Below are 16,175 nucleotides of genomic sequence, written 5' to 3' on the forward strand. Positions count from 1 at the left end.
CCGTTACGGACAGTTGCACATGTCGTGCACGGAGCTTTCATTGCTCTTTGCAATATTTGTGCCTGACCCTAACGCGCCCGATATGCGTACGAAGTGAGGGCACATCACCCGACAAACCGGGGCGCCGGTTCCGGGGAGTGTTCCTATGCCGGAGGTGTGGTCCGGGGGCGTGATCCGGAGTCGTATGCGTCAGCTGGCGCCCCCGATGCCCCGGCGCCTCCGATGCCCCGGCGCCCCCGGCGCCCCCGGCGGCCGCCGCGTCACGGCACCGGCAGGCGGAGGCGGAAGAGGGCGCCGCCGCCGGGCGGCGCCTCCGCGGTGAGGTCGGCGCCGTGGGCGCGGGCGATCTGGCGGGCCATGGCCAGACCCAGGCCCGAACCGGGCAGGGCGCGGGCCGCGTCGGCGCGGTAGAAGCGGTCGAAGACGTGCGGGAGATCGGCGCTCGCGATGCCGGGTCCGTGGTCGCGGACGGTCAGCTCCAGGGCGCCGCCCACGGCGGTGAGGGCGGTCTCCACGGGACCGCCGGGCGGGGAGAACTTCGCCGCGTTGTCCAGGAGGTTGGAGAGCAGCCGGGTCAGCCGGGACGGCACGCCGGGGAGCAGGGCGTCGGCCGCGGCGGGGTCGATATGGGAGGTGAAGGCGATTTCCGGCCAGTGCTCGCGGGCCGCGCGCACCGCGTGCTCCAGCAGGCCGGCCGGGCGGACCTGTTCCACCAGCGGCTGCGGCTCCTCGTCCCGGGCGAGTTCGATCAGGTCGTTGACGAGGGTGGTCACCTCGCGCAGCTGGCGGCCCAGCGCGGCGGCGGCGCGGTCGCGCTGCGCCGCGGTCAACCGGTCGGCGCGGGCGAGCAGTTCGGCGTTGGTCCGCAGCGCGGTCAGCGGGGTGCGCAGCTCGTGGGAGGCGTCCGCGACCAGGCGGCGCTGGGCGGTGACCGACTGCTCCAGCTCGCCGAGCATGGTGTTGAAGCTGGCGGCGAGCCGGGTGACCTCGTCCTCGCGGCCCCGCGGACCGGCGGGCAGTTCGATGCGGTGCCGGGCGTCGCGGGTGGCCGCGATCCGCTCGGCGGTGGCGGTCAGCCGGGCGACCGGCGCCAGGCCGCTGCGCGAGACCCAGTAGCCGAGCGCGCCGGCCAGCAGCACGCCCGCGCCGCCGACCGCCGCCAGCGCCCCGGCGGCCTGCCGCACCCCCCGCTGCACGGTGTCGGAGCGCAGTGCGACCTGGAGCGCCTCGTCCTTGTGCGGCAGGCGGGTGGTGAACATCCGCACCGGCTGCCCGGCGACCGTCAGCGCGCTGTAGTACGCCGCCCGCCGCCCGTCCGCGACCTGCCGGGTGGCGTCGGTGACCGGCATCGCGTACGCCGTGCGCGGATCCCTGGCCGGATCGGACGGCACGATCTGGACACAGGGCACGGCCTGGTAGCGGCAGTTCGTATCGCCCGCGCTCGGTCCCCAGTCGCGACTGCGCTGGGTGACCTCGGCGGCCGTCTGGGCGAGGTTGAGGTCCAGCTGGCGGGTCATCTGGTAGCGGATGACGACGAACGCGGCGGCGCAGACACCGACGGCGACCAGCGCCACCGCCGCGGAGGTGGCGAGCGCCAGCCGGGTGCGCAGCGGCCGGCGGCGGCGCCAGCGGGCGCCCAGACCGCGGCGGCCGCTCATGCCCGGTCCAGGCGGTAGCCCACCCCGTGCACGGTGTGCACCAGCCGGGACTCGCCGCCGGCCTCCAGCTTGCGGCGCAGATAACCGATGTAGACGGCGAGGGAGTTGGAGTCCGGACCGAAGTCGCGGCCCCAGACCCGCTCCAGGATCACCTCGCGCGGCAGCACCTGCCCCGGGTGCAGCAGCAGCAGTTCGAGCAGCGCCCACTCGGTACGGCTGAACTCCAGTGGCCGGCCCGCCCGGTGGCCGGTGCGGGTCAGCGGATCGACGACCAGATCGGCGAAGGTGAGCCGGGTGTCGTCGGCGCCGGCGGCCGAGGCGCGGCGCAGCAGTGCCCGGACCCGGGCGACCAGCTCGTCCAGCGCGAACGGTTTGACGAGGTAGTCGTCGGCGCCGGCGTCCAGCCCGTCCACCCGCTCGCTGACCGAGTCCAGCGCGGTCAGCACGAGGATCGGCGTACGGTCGTCCAGCGCGCGCAGCCGGCGGCAGACCGCGAGCCCGTCCAGGACCGGCATCAGCACGTCCAGGACGATCGCGTCCGGCTGCCAGGCGGCGACCTCGGAGAGGGCCGTGAGCCCGTCGGCGGCGCCCCGTACCGCGTAGCCCTCGACGCCGAGTCCGTCCTCGACGGCGGCGCGTACCTCGGGTTCGTCGTCGACGACGAGGATCCGCGCCGGGGGCGGGGAGGATGACGGCGGACGGGCGGGGCCCGGATCCCCGGACGGCATGGACGGCATGGACGGCATGGAGGATTCGGACGGCTCGGACGGCAAGGATGGCTCGGGCGACATGGACACAGGCTGTCAAACGCTGCTCTTAGAAGCCTCTTAGGACATTTCGCGAGCGTGGCGGCCATGCGCACACCACTCTCTGTCGTGATCGGTGCGGGCGGCACCGGCGGCCACATCTATCCCGGACTCGCCCTCGCCGACGCGCTCCGCCGGGCCGAGCCGGACGCGGTGATCTCCTTCGTGGGGACCGAGCGCGGGCTGGAGACGCGGCTCATCCCCGAGGCCGGCTACCGGCTGCACACCGTAGACATGATCCCGTTCGACCCCGCGCTGGGCGCCAAGCGCTATCTGCTGCCGGCCGCACTGCTGCGCGCGGGCGCCCAGTGCCGCGCCCTCCTCAAGGCGCAGGGCGCCCAGGTCGCGGTCGGTATGGGCGGCTATCCGAGCGCGCCGGTCATCGTCGGGGCGCGGCTGGCCGGACTGCCGAGCCTGGTCCACGAGTCCAACGCGGTGCCCGGCCGGGCCAACAAGTTCGCGGCCCGGCTCACCCCACACCTGGCCCTCGCCTTCGACCGCAGCCGGGCGCATCTGGTGGGCGGCGAGCACGCCGAGACCGTCGGGATGCCGCTGGTCGGGCCGCTGGCCCGGCTGGACCGTACGGCGCTGCGGGCCACCGCGCGGCGGACGCTGGGCATCCCGGAGGGGGCCCGGCTGCTGCTGGTCAACGGCGGGAGCCTGGGCGCGGCCCGGCTCACCGCGGCCGCGGTCGGCCTGGCGGCCCGCTACCGCTCCCGGGCCGATCTGCGGCTGCTGATCAAGACCGGTCCGGCGGCGCTGGCGGAGACCCGGGCGCAGCTGACGGCGAACGGCGGGGCGGCCGTGGCCGAGGCGGTGCCGTACCTGGACCGGATGGATCTGGCGTACGCGGCCGCCGACCTGGTCGTGTGCCGGGCCGGTTCGGCGACCGTCGCGGAGCTGGCCACCATCGGGATGCCGGCCGTCCTGGTGCCCTATCCGCACGCGCCCGGCGACCACCAGACACATAACGCGCGGGTGCTCTCCGACGCCGGGGCGGCGCTGCTGCTGCCGGACGCGGAGACCACCGCGGAGCGGCTGGCCGCGCTGGTCGATCCGCTGCTCGCCGATCCGGACCGGCTCGCGGCGATGGGCGCCGCCGCCGACCCGGGCACCCACGCCCAGGCCGCCGACCTGCTGGCCGCCAGGGCCCGTGCACTGGCCGGCCGCCCCCGTCCGCACCACCTCACCACGCACCCGAAGGAGTCAGCATGAGCAACGGAGTCAGCATGAGCAGCGGTACGCAGCAGTGGCAGGGCCGCAAGGTCCTGGTGACCGGCGCCGAGGGGTTCATCGGCTCGGCCCTCGTCGATCTGCTGGTGGAGCAGGGCGCCGAGGTGCGCGCCTTCGTGCACTACAAGCCGTACGCCGAGAAGGGCAACCTCGCCCGCTACCTGGTGCCGGACAGCCCCGTCGAGATGATCTCCGGGGATGTACGGGACGCCGGCCGGGTGATGGACGCCGTCGCCGGCTGCGACACCGTCTTCCACCTGGCGGCGCTGATCGGCATCCCGTACAGCTACGACTCGCCCGGCGCGTATGTGCAGACGAACGTGGTCGGCACCGAGAACATCGCGGAGGCGTGCCGGCGGCACGCCGTGCGGCGGCTGGTGCACACCTCCACCAGTGAGGTCTACGGGACCGCGCTCACCGCGCCGATAGGCGAGGACCATCCGCTCCAGCCGCAGTCGCCGTACTCCGCGTCGAAGATCGGCGCCGACATGATGGCGCTCTCGCACTGGCACGCGTTCGAGCTGCCGGTGACGGTCGTCCGGCCCTTCAACACCTACGGCCCGCGGCAGTCGGCGCGCGCCGTGATCCCCACGATCCTGGCCCAGCTGCACTCCGGTGCCCGGCAGCTCAAGCTCGGCTCGCTCACCCCGACCCGCGACTTCACCTTCGTCACGGACACCGCGGCCGGTTTCCTCGCGCTGGCCGGCTGCGACCGGGCGCTGGGGGAGGTCGTCAACCTCGGCAGCGGCCGGGAGATCAGCATCGGCGCGCTCGCCCAGGCGCTGATCGAAGCCTCCGGCAGCACGGCGGAGGTGGTGGTGGACCCCGCGCGGCTGCGGCCCGCGGGCAGCGAGGTCGAGCGGCTGCTGTCGGACAACTCCCGGGCGCGCGAGTGGGCTTCGTGGGAGCCGCGGGTGTCGCTGACGGAGGGGCTGGCGCGGACGTCGGAGTGGGTGGCCGGGAATCTGCACCTGTTCCGCGCGGACCGCTACCAGGTGTGAGCCGCGGCCCGGCCGGGCCCGCTCACTCCAGGCCGCCCAGGCCCTGGAGGAGCACCGTCGAGAGCCGGTGGGCCCATTCCGCGTCCACCGGCTCCGCGGTGACCAGGGTGCGGTGCACGATCGCCCCCGCGATCAGGTCGAAGATCAGGCCCGCGGTGCGCGCGGCGGCCAGCGCGCCCTCGGGGCCCGGGACGTCCGGCGGGAGTTCGCCGCGCTGCTGGGCGCGCTCGCGGCCGAGGACCACCAGCCGCTTCTGGCGGTCGACGATCGCCGACCGGATCCGCTCGCGCAGCGCGTCGTCGGTGGTGGACTCGGCGACCACGGCCATCAGCGCCGTCTTGGTCTCGGGCCGCGCGAGCAGCGCGCCGAACTGCCGCACCACGCCCTCGATATCGGCCTGGAGGCAGCCGCGGTCGGGGAGTTCGAGTTCGTCGAAGAGGACGGCCACGGCGTCCACGACCAGCTCGTTCTTGTTGGCCCAGCGGCGGTAGAGCGTCGTCTTGGCGACGCCGGCACGGGCCGCGACATCGCCCATGGTGAGCTTTCCCCAGCCCAGGTCGACGAGCGCGGCGCGGGTCGCGTCGAGGATCGCGCGGTCGGCCGCGGCGCTGCGCGGGCGGCCGGGGCGGCCCTTCGGGGAACTGGCGGAGTGCGGCATGCGGGCGACCTTACCGGCCGGTAGGCAACCGGGTGCCGCAACGGGTGAGGGAGATCACGGAACGGGCCGCCGGAGGGGGTTGCCCCGTGGGGGTGACGGCGAGTTACGCTACGACCCGTAGCGTAAGAGTGATGACCACTTGGCCGTGGGTGGGGACCCGCGGCCGTGCAGGACACCGGCCAACTCGGGCGCTGCGCCTCGGTGTACGCCGGCATTCCGGCGCGGCGTACACGGTCGGGCGCGGAGCTCACCGGCAGGTCAGCGGCGCTGTCCGGCCGGATTGTGAGCACCGCTTTCCGGAACGGCCCGCCCAGGGGGGAGGATGGACCTATGCAGCCACGCAATATGTCCATGAGCGGAGTCGTCGATCTTGCCGCGGTGAAGGCGGCCGGCGATGCGAAGCAGAAGGCGGAGCAGGCCCGCGCCGAGGCCGTCCGCACCGGCGCGGCGCCGGTGAGCGGCACCGCCCTGGTGTTCGAGGTCGATGAGGCAGGGTTCGAGCAGGACGTCCTCCAGCGCTCCAACGAGGTCCCGGTCGTCGTCGTCTTCTGGGCCGACTGGTGCCAGCCGTGCAAGCAGCTGGCCCCGGTGATGGAGCGCCTCGCGGAGGAGTACGCCGGCAAGTTCGTGGTGGCCAGGATCGATGTCGACGCCAGCCCGATGCTCGCCCAGCAGTTCGGGGTGCAGGGCGTCCCGGCGGTCTTCGCGGTCGTCGCGGGCCAGCCCATCCCGCTCTTCCAGGGCGCGGCCCCACAGGCCCAGATCAAGCAGGTGCTCGACCAGTTGGTGCAGGCCGCCGAGCAGCAGTTCGGCATCGTCGGCGCGCCGGTCGAGGCGGCGGGCGATGCGGCGGAGCAGCCGGCCGCCGAGGAACCGGTCGGTCCGTACGACGCGTTGCTGGAGGCCGCGAACCAGGCGCTGGACTCCGGCGATCTGGGCGGTGCCATCCAGGCGTACCAGAACGTGCTCTCCGACGACCCGGCCAACCCGGAGGCCAAGCTCGGCCTCGCGCAGGCCGAACTCCTGCGCCGGGTACAGGGTCTGGACCCGCAGGCGGTCCGCAAGGAGGCCGCGGAGCAGCCGGCCGATGTGGCGGCGCAGATCCGTGCGGCCGACCTCGATCTGGTCGGCGGACATGTCGAGGACGCCTTCGGCCGCCTGGTCGACGCGGTGAAGCGGACGGCCGGTGACGACCGGGAGACCGCGCGGCTGCGGCTGCTGGAGCTCTTCGAGGTGATCGGCGCGGACGACCCGCGGGTGATCGCGGCGCGTACGGCGCTGGCCCGCGTGCTGTTCTGAGCCGCCGGCCTTCTCCTCTTCATCCCGTCCCGGGACCCCTTTCGGCAAACGGAACAGCGGCCACGCTTTACCAAATCTTGGTGAAGCGTGGCCGCTGTTACTTGGAGTAAGTCCAGCGCATTGCTTTGTGGCGTTCTGTCGGCAATTACCCGATCTGCCGTCGCGATGTGCGACGACCCTGTGTACCCGGGCGATATCGGTCGGCCACGGTTCGGTCATCCACCCGTTACTCGCAAGTAATGAACCCCTTGTGCGGCGGCCCCGAATGCACCACGATCGGCCACGCTCGGTCCATTCCCGCAGCCCGTCATCCGGTCGGCGCCGCGGGGTACTTGGGTCCCCACCGAGTGGCCGGCGGCAGTGGCGCCGGCCGTGGACAGGGGGGTCTCTGCCATGTCCGGCAGGGCCTGTCCAGGAGGTTGCGCGAGAGCGTGGCCAGTGGTTGTCGCTCGGGGGTGATCGCCGGTGTTCGGAACGCGCTCTGCCTCCGAGGACGGGCGCTCTCCTTCCCGAGGACGTAGCACTTCTCCCATCCCAGGTGCGGCCGCCGAACCTAGGCGGCCGGTACCGGAGATGTACGTCCGAGAAGGAGGAAAGTCATGGAGTCCCAGGCTCGTGGCGGGACCAGATGGAAGCGGTTCGCCGTCGTCATGGTGCCGAGTGTCGCGGCGACCGCCGCGATCGGCGTGGCAATCTCACAGGGTGCGCTCGCGGCGTCGTTCAGCGTGTCCGGCCAGCAGTTCAAGGTCACTACGGACCGGCTGAAGGGCACCGGTTTCGTGCAGTACGGGGCCATCGACGTGCAGAAGGACGGCACGAAGGTCCCGGTGGCGGTCTCGGGTTTCTCAAGCGCCGAGATCACGAACCTGTGCCAGTCGGTGGTCGTACCGGTGCCGCTGTTCGGCGATGTCTCGCTGAAGCTGTCGGCGGGCGGGGGCGGCAAGCCGGTCGTGGCGAAGAACCTGTACATCGACCTCGACCAGCTGAAGGCCGACGCGACCTTCAAGAACATCAACATCGGTGTTGCTGCGGGTTCGACGTCCAATCCCGGTATGCACGCAGGCGATTTGGCGGACCGGGGCTCCTTCGCCCAGGAAGCCGAAACGGCCGTGCTGACCGGCGTCGAGCAGCGTGCCTGGGCCACCACGGCCGGCACGTTCAAGCTCAGCGGCCTGAAGATGGATGTCGCCAAGGGCAAGAACGAGTGCTACTGACGCGCTGAGCGTGCGGGCACGGGGTGAGAGCTGTCCGGGGAGGCCCGGAGCACCTCGTGCCCCGTGCCCGTATGCCGGTGGCGCCACGCATCACGCACTCCAGCTCAGAACCATGGATGTGCCAGTCCCGAGGAGCTGTACGACATGAGTGAGCGTCGTGTGGGGATCCCCCCGGCCGGAGGCTGGGGGAGAGTCATTGACAGGTGCGCGCGGCGTGCAGGCGGGCCCGCCGACCGTAGGGAGGCTGGCGCATGAGCGCCGATACGCGACCCCGGCTGATCGAGACCGGTGGCCGGATGCGGATGTCGTTCCGGCAGTGGCGTGGACACCGCCCGTTCTGGGGCGGGTTGCTGACACTGCTGTCCGGCATACCGATCATGTACGTCCCTTACGCGAACCTCACGATCGGTTCCCTGACCTTCAGCCTGGCGACCACCGCCGGGGCCGGTTCGCTGATCATCGGCGTACTGCTGGTCGTGCTCGGGCTGACCCTGTGGTTCCAGCCCGCCTCGCGGGTCTTCGCGGGGGTGGCGGCGATTCTGCTCTCCCTGGTCTCCCTGGTCATCTCGAACTTCGGCGGCCTGGTGATCGGCTATCTGATGGGGCTGATCGGCGGTGCGCTGGGGGTCGCCTGGGCGCCGGGCAAGGCGTCCGCCGAGGCCAGGGGCGAGGCCGGGGAACCGGCCCGTCCGGCGGGTGGACCGGGGAGCGGTGCGGAGCCCGCGGCGGCCGCCGCGGGGCCGGGTCCGGGCCACGTACCGGACGGTCCGCCGGGAGCGAGCCCGGCCGACGGAGGGAACGGGGGGCACCGTGCCGGGTGACGAGCGGCGAGCGGAGAACGCAGCCGGCGGGGCGCGGACCGGGCCCCGGCACGCGGCCCCCAGGAAACCGCTGCTGACCCGGCTGCACATGCCCGCGGGCAAGGCGATAGCGATCGCCGCGATGCCGACCGCCGTGCTGATGGGCATCGGCATCACGCCCCAGCTGGCCGTCGCCAAGCCGGTGCCCGAGAGCCCGTTCAAGGACGGCCCGTGTGTGACCGCTCCGGACCAGCAGGAGCAGGAAGCACAGCAGGCGGCCAAGGACGCGAAGGCCGCCAAGGACGCGAAGGCGGCGAAGGCGGCGAAGGAGGCCAAGGCCGCGGAGGAGAAGGCCGCCAAGGACGCCGCGGACGCCCGGGACGGCCAGGGCACGGCGGACCCGGACCCGGACCCGGCCGGCCGGGGCGGCGGGGCCGACGGCCGGGGCGGTACGCCGTCCGGTGGCGCGGGCCCGTCGGCCGGACCGTCCGCGGCCAAGGAGAGCGGCGCGCCGTCGTCCCCCTCCGGTACGCCGGCCCCCGGGCCGTCCGCCGGTTCCTCGCCCACCGCGTCCGCGGACGGGGAGAACCCCTGGTACGACCCGCTGGGCCTGGGCAAGAAGATCCACGACGTCTTCCACCCCGGTGAGGGGAAGGCGGCCGGGGACCCGGCCTCGCCCGGCGCCACACCGTCCGGCGCTCCCACGCCGCCCGCCTCCCCGGGCACGGGCAAGGACAGCGGCATGGGCGAGGACAGCGGTGCGGGCCGGGCGAAGGACGCCGGATCGCCGACGGCCGGGAAGGCGGCCACCGGGCCCGGTGCGGACCCGGCGGGCGGGGCCGGCGGCTCGGCGGACACCGGCGGTGCGGCGGACAAGACCGCCGACGGCAAGACCGCCGCGACCGGGACGCCGTCCGCACCGTCGCCGAGCGGCAGCGCGGACGCGCCGGACGCGGACGGCAAGAAGCCGTTCCCGTGCGTCACGGAGAAGAAGTCCGCCGGTACGGACGAGCAGGCCCCGGCCACCGTCCCGAACGAGCCCTGGCAACTGGAGTCCAGCGCCCTCACCCTGAGCGGTCTGGACTACAAGGGCGTCGTCAACCTCACGATGCCGAACGGCCGGACCAAGCAGGCCCTGAAGTTCACCGCCACCAGCGTGGACATCGGCGATCTGCACCAGATCGTGGTTGGCCCGGCCGGGCGGAAGTACCACGTCCAGGCCGCCGAGGGCTCGACGTCGACGATCCGCGGCGGCACCGTCACGATGTACACCGAGCGCCTGGAGGGCAACCTCTTCGGCCTGATCCCCATCGTCTTCGACCCCGAGCACCCGCCGCCCATCAACATCCCCTTCGCCTACTTCACCAAGGTGAAGATCACGCAGGCGGGCCAGTTCGGCGGCGATCTGACGGTGCCGGGGATGCGTCAGTCCATCACCGGCTGACGGCGCCGTAACGTACTGAACGGCCGTGGCCGCCACCCTTGTCGGAGGGTGGCGGCCACGGCCGTTCGCTGCGGGACCGGGTGGGTCAGCTCTGGCCGCCCAGGTGGTGCACGCGGACCATGTTGGTGGTGCCGGGGATGCCGGGGGGCGAACCGGCGGTGATGATCATGGTGTCGCCCTGGTTGTAGCGGTGCAGCTTGAGCAGTTCGGCGTCGACCAGGTCGACCATCTCGTCGGTGTTGTCGACGTGCGGCACGACGAAGGTCTCCACACCCCAGCTGAGGGAGAGCTGGGCGCGGGTGGCCGGGTCGGTGGTGAAGGCCAGGATCGGCTGGCAGGCGCGGTAGCGGGACAGCCGGCGGGCGGTGTCACCGGACTTGGTGAAGGCGACCAGCGCCTTGCCGTCCAGGAAGTCGGCCATCTCGCAGGCCGCGCGGGCCACCGCACCGCCCTGGGTACGCGGCTTCTTGCCGGGCACCAGCGGCTGGAGGCCCTTGGCGAGCAGCTCCTCCTCGGCGGCCTCGACGATCTTCGACATCGTCTTGACGGTCTCGATCGGGTACGCGCCGACCGAGGACTCCGCGGAGAGCATGACCGCGTCGGCGCCGTCGAGGATGGCGTTGGCGACGTCGGACGCCTCGGCGCGGGTCGGCCGGGAGTTGGTGATCATCGACTCCATCATCTGGGTCGCGACGATCACCGGCTTGGCGTTCCTGCGGCACATCTCCACCAGGCGCTTCTGCACCATCGGGACCTTCTCCAGCGGGTACTCCACCGCCAGGTCACCACGGGCCACCATGATCGCGTCGAAGGCCATCACGACCTCCGCCATGTTGGCGACCGCCTGCGGCTTCTCGACCTTGGCGATGACCGGCACGCGGCGGCCGACCTCGTCCATCACCCGGTGCACGTCCTGGACGTCCTTGGCGTCCCGGACGAAGGAGAGCGCGACCATGTCGCAGCCCATGTGCAGGGCGAACTTGAGGTCCTCGATGTCCTTCTGGGACAGCGCCGGGACGTTCACCGCCGCGCCGGGCAGGTTGATGCCCTTGTGGTCGGAGATGACACCGCCCTCGATGACGATGGTCCGCACCCGCGGGCCGTCGACCTCGACGACCTGGAGCGCGACATTGCCGTCGTTGATCAGGACCGGGTCGCCCTTGGAGACGTCACCGGGCAGGCCCTTGTAGGTCGTGCCGCAGATGGTCCGGTCACCGGGGACGTCCTCGGTGGTGATGACGAACTCGTCGCCGCGCACGAGCTCGACCGGGCCCTCGGCGAAGGTCTCCAGGCGGATCTTGGGGCCCTGGAGGTCGGCCAGCACGCCGACGGCGCGGCCGGTCTCCTCGGCCGCCTTGCGGACGCGGTGGTACCGCTCCTCGTGCTCCGAGTGGCTCCCGTGGCTCATGTTGAATCGGGCCACGTTCATACCGGCCTCGATCAGCGTCTTCAGCTGGTCGTAGGAGTCGACGGCGGGGCCCAGGGTGCAGACGATTTTGGAACGGCGCATGGGCTGAATCCTATCGGTTTGTTTCGGGGCGGAATATTCCAGCTGGGGGAAACACCAAGTTCTAGGCGTTGACCAGGGCGTATGTCTGCTGGGCGATCTCCAGCTCCTCGTCGGTCGGAACGACGGCGACCGCGACCCTGGCGTATTCGGGCGAGATCAGCCGGGGCGCGTCGGACCGTACGGCGTTGAGTCCGGCGTCGACGGCCAGGCCCAGCTCCTCCAGACCGGCGACGGCGGCCTCGCGCACCGGGGCGGCGTTCTCGCCGACCCCCGCGGTGAAGACCACCGCGTCGACGTGGCCGAGCACCGCCGTGTAGGCGCCGATGTACTTCTTCAGCCGGTGTATGTAGATGTCGAACGCCAGCTGGGCGCGCTCGTCACCCTCCTCGATCCGGCGCCGGATCTCGCGCATGTCGTTGTCGCCGCAGAGCCCGAGCAGACCGCTCTTCTTGTTGAGCAGCACGTCTATCTCGTCGGCGGACATCCCGGCCACCCGCTTGAGGTGGAAGGTCACCGCGGGGTCGATGTCACCGGAGCGGGTGCCCATGACCAGGCCCTCCAGCGGGGTGAGCCCCATCGAGGTGTCCATGCAGCGGCCGCCGGCCACCGCGGACGCCGAGGCGCCGTTGCCCAGGTGCAGCACGATGACGTTGGTCTCGGCGGGGTCCTTGCCCAGCAGTGCCGCGGTCTGCCGGGAGACATAGGCGTGCGAGGTGCCGTGGAAGCCGTAGCGGCGGATGCGGTGCGCGTCGGCGGTCGCCACGTCGATGGCGTAGCGGGCCGCGCACTCCGGCATCGTGGTGTGGAACGCGGTGTCGAAGACCGCGACCTGCGGCAGATCGGGGCGGAGCGCCTGCGCGGTCCTGATGCCGGTGATGTTCGCCGGGTTGTGCAGCGGCGCGACCGGCACCAGCCGCTCGATCTCGGCCAGCACCGCGTCGTCGATGACGGTCGGCACGGTGAACTTCAGGCCGCCGTGCACCACCCGGTGGCCGATCGCGGCCAGCTCGGGGGAGTCGAGGCCGAGACCGTCCGCGGCCAGCTCGGTGGCGACGGCCTTCAGTGCGGCCTCGTGGTCGGCTATCGGCCCCTCGTGCTCGCGCTTGGCGCCGCCGGACGCCAGCGGGGTGTGGGACAGGCGGGAGGTCTCCTCACCGATCCGTTCGACCAGGCCGAGGGCGAGCCGGGTGCCGTCGGTCATGTCGAGGAGCTGGTACTTCACCGACGAGGAGCCGGAGTTGAGGACGAGGACGCGGGAGGCGTGGGAGGTCATGGAGGGCTTTCCGGTGGGTTCGGGGGCGGACACGGGGCGGCCGGAGTCAGCCGGCGGCGGGCTCGGCGCCGGGCTGGGCACCCTGCGCCTGAATGGCGGTGATGGCCACGGTGTTGACGATGTCCTGGACCAGGGCACCGCGCGAGAGGTCGTTGACCGGCTTGCGCAGCCCCTGGAGCACCGGGCCGACGGCGATCGCGCCGGCCGAGCGCTGCACGGCCTTGTAGGTGTTGTTGCCGGTGTTGAGGTCCGGGAAGATCAGCACGGTGGCCTTGCCCGCGACGTCGGATCCGGGGAGCTTGGTCTGCGCGACCGCCGCGTCCACCGCCGCGTCGTACTGGATCGGGCCCTCGACCAGCAGGTCGGGGCGGAGCGCGCGGACCAGCTCGGTGGCCTTGCGGACCTTGTCGACGTCCGCGCCGGAGCCGGAGGTGCCGGTGGAGTACGACAGCATCGCGATCCGCGGCTCGACGCCGAACTGGGCGGCGGTGGCGGCCGACTGGATGGCGATGTCGGCGAGCTGCTCGGCGTTCGGGTCCGGGTTGACCGCGCAGTCGCCGTAGACCAGGACCCGGTCGGCCAGGCACATGAAGAAGACCGAGGAGACGATCTGGGCGCCCGCGCCGGGTGCCGCCCCCCGGGTCTTGATGATCTCGAAGGCGGGCCGGATGGTGGCGGCGGTGGAGTGCACCGCGCCGGAGACCATGCCGTCGGCCAGGCCCTCCTGGACCATCAGGGTGCCGAAGTACGAGACGTCCGCGACGATGTCGAAGGCCAGCTCGTAGCTGACGCCCTTGTGGGCGCGGAGTTCCGCGTACAGCTCGGCGAACCGCTCGCGCAGCTCGGAGGTCTGCGGGTCGATGATCTGCGCGTCCGCCAGGTCGATGGCGAGGTCGGCGGCGCGCTTGCGGATCGACTCCTCCTCGCCCAGCAGCGTCAGATCGCAGACGTCGCGGCGCAGCAGCACATCGGCGGCCCGCAGCACGCGCTCCTCGCTGCCCTCGGGCAGCACGACCCGGCGGCGGCCGGCCCGGGAGCGTTCGATCAGCTCGTGTTCGAACATCATCGGTGTGACGCGGCCGGAGCGGGCGACGGAGATCCGGTTCGTCAGCTCCGCGGTGTCCACATGCCGCTCGAAGAGGCCGAGTGCGGTCTCCGCCTTGCGCGGGGAGGCGGCGTTCAGTTTGCCCTCGATGGCGAAGAGTTCGGCGGCGGTCGGGAAGGAGCCGCCGGGCACCGAGATGACCGGGGTGCCGGGGGCGAGCCGGCCGGCCAGCGCCATGATGTCGGGGCCCGGCCGTTCGTCGAGGGTGAGGACCACTCCGGCGATCGGCGGGGCACCGGCGCTGTGCGCGGCGAGCGAACCGACGACCAGGTCGGCCCGGTCCCCGGGGGTCACCACGAGGCAGCCGGGGGTCAGCGCCCGGAGGAAGGTCGGCAGCATGGCGCCGCCGAAGACGAAGTCCCGGGCGTCGCGGGCGAGCCCGGACTCGTCGCCGAGCAGCACCTCGGCGCCGAGGCTGTGCACGATCTGCCCGACGGTCGGGGCGGAGAGCGAACCGTCCTCGGGGAGCACGTAGCAGGGCACCGGGAGGCGGGCCGAGAGCCGCTCGGCGACGGCCGTGCGCAGGGTGGGATCGACCCGGTTGACGACCAGGGCGACCACGTCGCAGCCCAGCGAGTCGTAGGCGCGGTAGGCGTTGCGGGCCTCGGCGCGTACGGACTCGGCCTCCTGGCCCTGGCCGCCGACGACGGCCAGCACCGCGGCGCCGAACTCGTTGGCCAGCCGGGCGTTGAGGTTCAGCTCGTCCGGCAGGCTGGTGGCCGCGTAGTCCGAGCCGAGTACCAGCACGTACTCGTAGTCCCTGGCCACCTGGTGGAAGCGGTCGACGAGCCGGGAGACCAGCTCGTCGGTGCCGCGCTCCGCCTGGAGCGTGCCGGCCTCCTCGTAACTCATGCCGTACACGGACTCGGCGGTCTGCGTCAGCCGATAGCGGGCCCGTAGGAGATCGAACAACCGGTCGGGTCCGTCGTGGACCAGCGGGCGGAACACCCCGACCCGGTCGACATGGCGAGTCAGGAGTTCCATCACTCCCAGCTCGATGACCTGACGGCCGTCGCCGCGGTCGATACCGGTCACATACACGCTGCGTGTCACGCGTGCTCTCCGATCCATTCGGTTGCTCGCAAGGTCAAATTACCCGTTATGGTGGGCTTGCCCCTCTTGACAATACCTGCGCGGGTGGATAAGTCACTCTCCCAGTTCGCGTGGAGGGACAAGGGGGACGGCCCCGGTGTGAGGGCGGGGCCCGCCGGCCCATGAAACAATCGGACTGGCTCACAAGAACCAACAGCGAGCACAGGAGACACAGCACGATGCGTATCGGAGTCCTCACCGCAGGCGGCGACTGCCCTGGCCTGAATGCTGTGATCCGGTCTGTTGTCCATCGAGCCCTCACCGGCCACAACGACGAGGTCATAGGTTTCGAGGACGGCTTCAAGGGCCTCCTCGACGGGCGCTTCCGCAAGCTCGACCTGGACGCGGTCAGCGGCATCCTCGCCCGCGGCGGCACCATCCTCGGCTCGGCCCGCCTGGAGCGCGACCGGCTGCGCGAGGCGTGCGACAACGCCAAGGACCTCTCCCAGGAGTACGGGATCGACGTCCTGATCCCGATCGGCGGCGAGGGCACGCTCACCGCGGCCCGGATGCTGTCGGACGCCGGGATGCCGGTCGTCGGCGTCCCGAAGACCATCGACAACGACATCTCCTCCACCGACCGCACCTTCGGCTTCGATACCGCCGTCGGTGTGGCGACGGAGGCGATCGACCGCCTCAAGACCACCGCCGAATCGCATCAGCGGGTCATGGTCGTCGAGGTCATGGGCCGGCACGCGGGCTGGATCGCGCTGGAGTCCGGGATGGCCGGCGGCGCCCACGGCATCTGCCTGCCCGAGCGCCCCTTCGATGTGAACGACCTGGTCAGGATGGTCGAGGAGCGGTTCGCCCGCGGTAAGAAGTTCGCCGTCGTCTGCGTCGCCGAGGGCGCGCACCCGGCCGCGGAGACCATGGACTACGAGAAGGGTGCGATCGACCAGTTCGGTCACGAGCGCTTCTCGGGCATCGGCAACCACCTCGCCGTCGAGCTGGAGAAGCGCCTGGGCAAGGAGGCCCGCCCGGTCATCCTCGGCCACGTCCAGCGCGGCGGGACGCCGACCGCCTACGACCGGGTGCTCGCCACCCGCTTCGGCTGGCACGCCGTCGAGGCCGCGCACCGCGGC

13 protein-coding genes are annotated in these 16,175 nt (G+C 72.1%); 7 read left to right on the forward strand and 6 right to left on the reverse strand.

Annotated elements, in window-relative coordinates; translation table 11 throughout:
• Positions 1-260 precede the first annotated feature (260 nt).
• Positions 261-1,658 (reverse strand): sensor histidine kinase, encoded by a 1,398-nt coding sequence (locus ACLJWH_RS35720; RefSeq protein ID WP_411145955.1) that lies wholly within the window; start codon positions 1,656-1,658, stop codon positions 261-263.
• Positions 1,655-2,386, reverse strand: coding sequence for a response regulator transcription factor (locus ACLJWH_RS35725; RefSeq protein WP_411145969.1), 732 nt, complete (start codon positions 2,384-2,386; stop codon positions 1,655-1,657). Before ACLJWH_RS35725 ends, ACLJWH_RS35720 begins: the two co-directional genes overlap by 4 nt.
• A gap of 126 nt (positions 2,387-2,512) precedes the next feature.
• Here ACLJWH_RS35725 and ACLJWH_RS35730 point away from each other — a divergent pair, with 126 nt between their 5' ends.
• Together ACLJWH_RS35730 and ACLJWH_RS35735 are read left to right on the forward strand one after the other, a co-directional pair.
• A complete protein-coding gene (locus tag ACLJWH_RS35730; RefSeq protein WP_411145956.1) occupies positions 2,513-3,679 on the forward strand; it encodes a UDP-N-acetylglucosamine--N-acetylmuramyl-(pentapeptide) pyrophosphoryl-undecaprenol N-acetylglucosamine transferase in 1,167 nt (388 codons plus the stop codon).
• Positions 3,680-3,693: 14 nt separating this feature from the next.
• Positions 3,694-4,698: a GDP-mannose 4,6-dehydratase gene (locus tag ACLJWH_RS35735; RefSeq protein WP_411145970.1), complete on the forward strand. Its 1,005-nt coding sequence runs from the start codon at positions 3,694-3,696 to the stop codon at positions 4,696-4,698.
• 22 nt (positions 4,699-4,720) lie between these two features.
• On the opposite strand, the gene ACLJWH_RS35740 is transcribed toward ACLJWH_RS35735, so the two are convergent.
• Positions 4,721-5,356 (reverse strand): TetR/AcrR family transcriptional regulator, encoded by a 636-nt coding sequence (locus tag ACLJWH_RS35740; RefSeq protein WP_411145957.1) that lies wholly within the window; start codon positions 5,354-5,356, stop codon positions 4,721-4,723.
• A 330-nt stretch (positions 5,357-5,686) separates the two neighbouring features.
• Here ACLJWH_RS35740 and ACLJWH_RS35745 point away from each other — a divergent pair, with 330 nt between their 5' ends.
• The 4 genes from ACLJWH_RS35745 to ACLJWH_RS35760 all read left to right on the forward strand — a co-directional run bounded on the left by ACLJWH_RS35745 (position 5,687) and on the right by ACLJWH_RS35760 (position 10,113).
• Positions 5,687-6,655 carry a tetratricopeptide repeat protein gene (locus ACLJWH_RS35745; protein WP_411145958.1) on the forward strand — a complete coding sequence of 323 codons (969 nt, stop codon included), beginning with the start codon at positions 5,687-5,689 and terminating at the stop codon, positions 6,653-6,655.
• Between the two features lie 599 nt (positions 6,656-7,254).
• Positions 7,255-7,869 (forward strand): DUF6230 family protein, encoded by a 615-nt coding sequence (locus ACLJWH_RS35750; protein WP_411145959.1) that lies wholly within the window; start codon positions 7,255-7,257, stop codon positions 7,867-7,869.
• Between the two features lie 251 nt (positions 7,870-8,120).
• On the forward strand, positions 8,121-8,690 hold the full coding sequence (locus ACLJWH_RS35755) for a DUF6114 domain-containing protein (protein ID WP_411145960.1): 570 nt from the start codon (positions 8,121-8,123) through the stop codon (positions 8,688-8,690).
• A complete protein-coding gene (locus tag ACLJWH_RS35760) occupies positions 8,680-10,113 on the forward strand; it encodes a hypothetical protein (RefSeq protein WP_411145961.1) in 1,434 nt (477 codons plus the stop codon). The genes ACLJWH_RS35755 and ACLJWH_RS35760 overlap by 11 nt, the downstream gene beginning before the upstream one ends.
• Before the next feature lie 85 nt (positions 10,114-10,198).
• Here the strand turns inward: ACLJWH_RS35760 and pyk are convergent, their stop codons facing one another.
• From pyk to pta, 3 genes are all read right to left on the reverse strand, one after another.
• On the reverse strand, positions 10,199-11,623 hold the full coding sequence (pyk, locus tag ACLJWH_RS35765) for a pyruvate kinase (RefSeq protein ID WP_411145962.1): 1,425 nt from the start codon (positions 11,621-11,623) through the stop codon (positions 10,199-10,201).
• Positions 11,624-11,684: 61 nt separating this feature from the next.
• Positions 11,685-12,896, reverse strand: coding sequence for an acetate kinase (locus tag ACLJWH_RS35770; RefSeq protein WP_411145963.1), 1,212 nt, complete (start codon positions 12,894-12,896; stop codon positions 11,685-11,687).
• Between the two features lie 46 nt (positions 12,897-12,942).
• Positions 12,943-15,054 (reverse strand): phosphate acetyltransferase, encoded by a 2,112-nt coding sequence (gene pta, locus ACLJWH_RS35775; protein WP_411145964.1) that lies wholly within the window; start codon positions 15,052-15,054, stop codon positions 12,943-12,945.
• Positions 15,055-15,272: 218 nt separating this feature from the next.
• Between pta and ACLJWH_RS35780 the strand changes: the two genes are divergently transcribed.
• A partial coding sequence (locus ACLJWH_RS35780; RefSeq protein WP_411145965.1) for an ATP-dependent 6-phosphofructokinase occupies positions 15,273-16,175 on the forward strand: 903 nt, incomplete at its 3' end.

Origin of the sequence: Streptomyces sp. x-80, from assembly GCF_046549095.1 — a bacterium.
Taxonomy (GTDB): Bacteria; Actinomycetota; Actinomycetes; order Streptomycetales; family Streptomycetaceae; genus Streptomyces; species Streptomyces celluloflavus.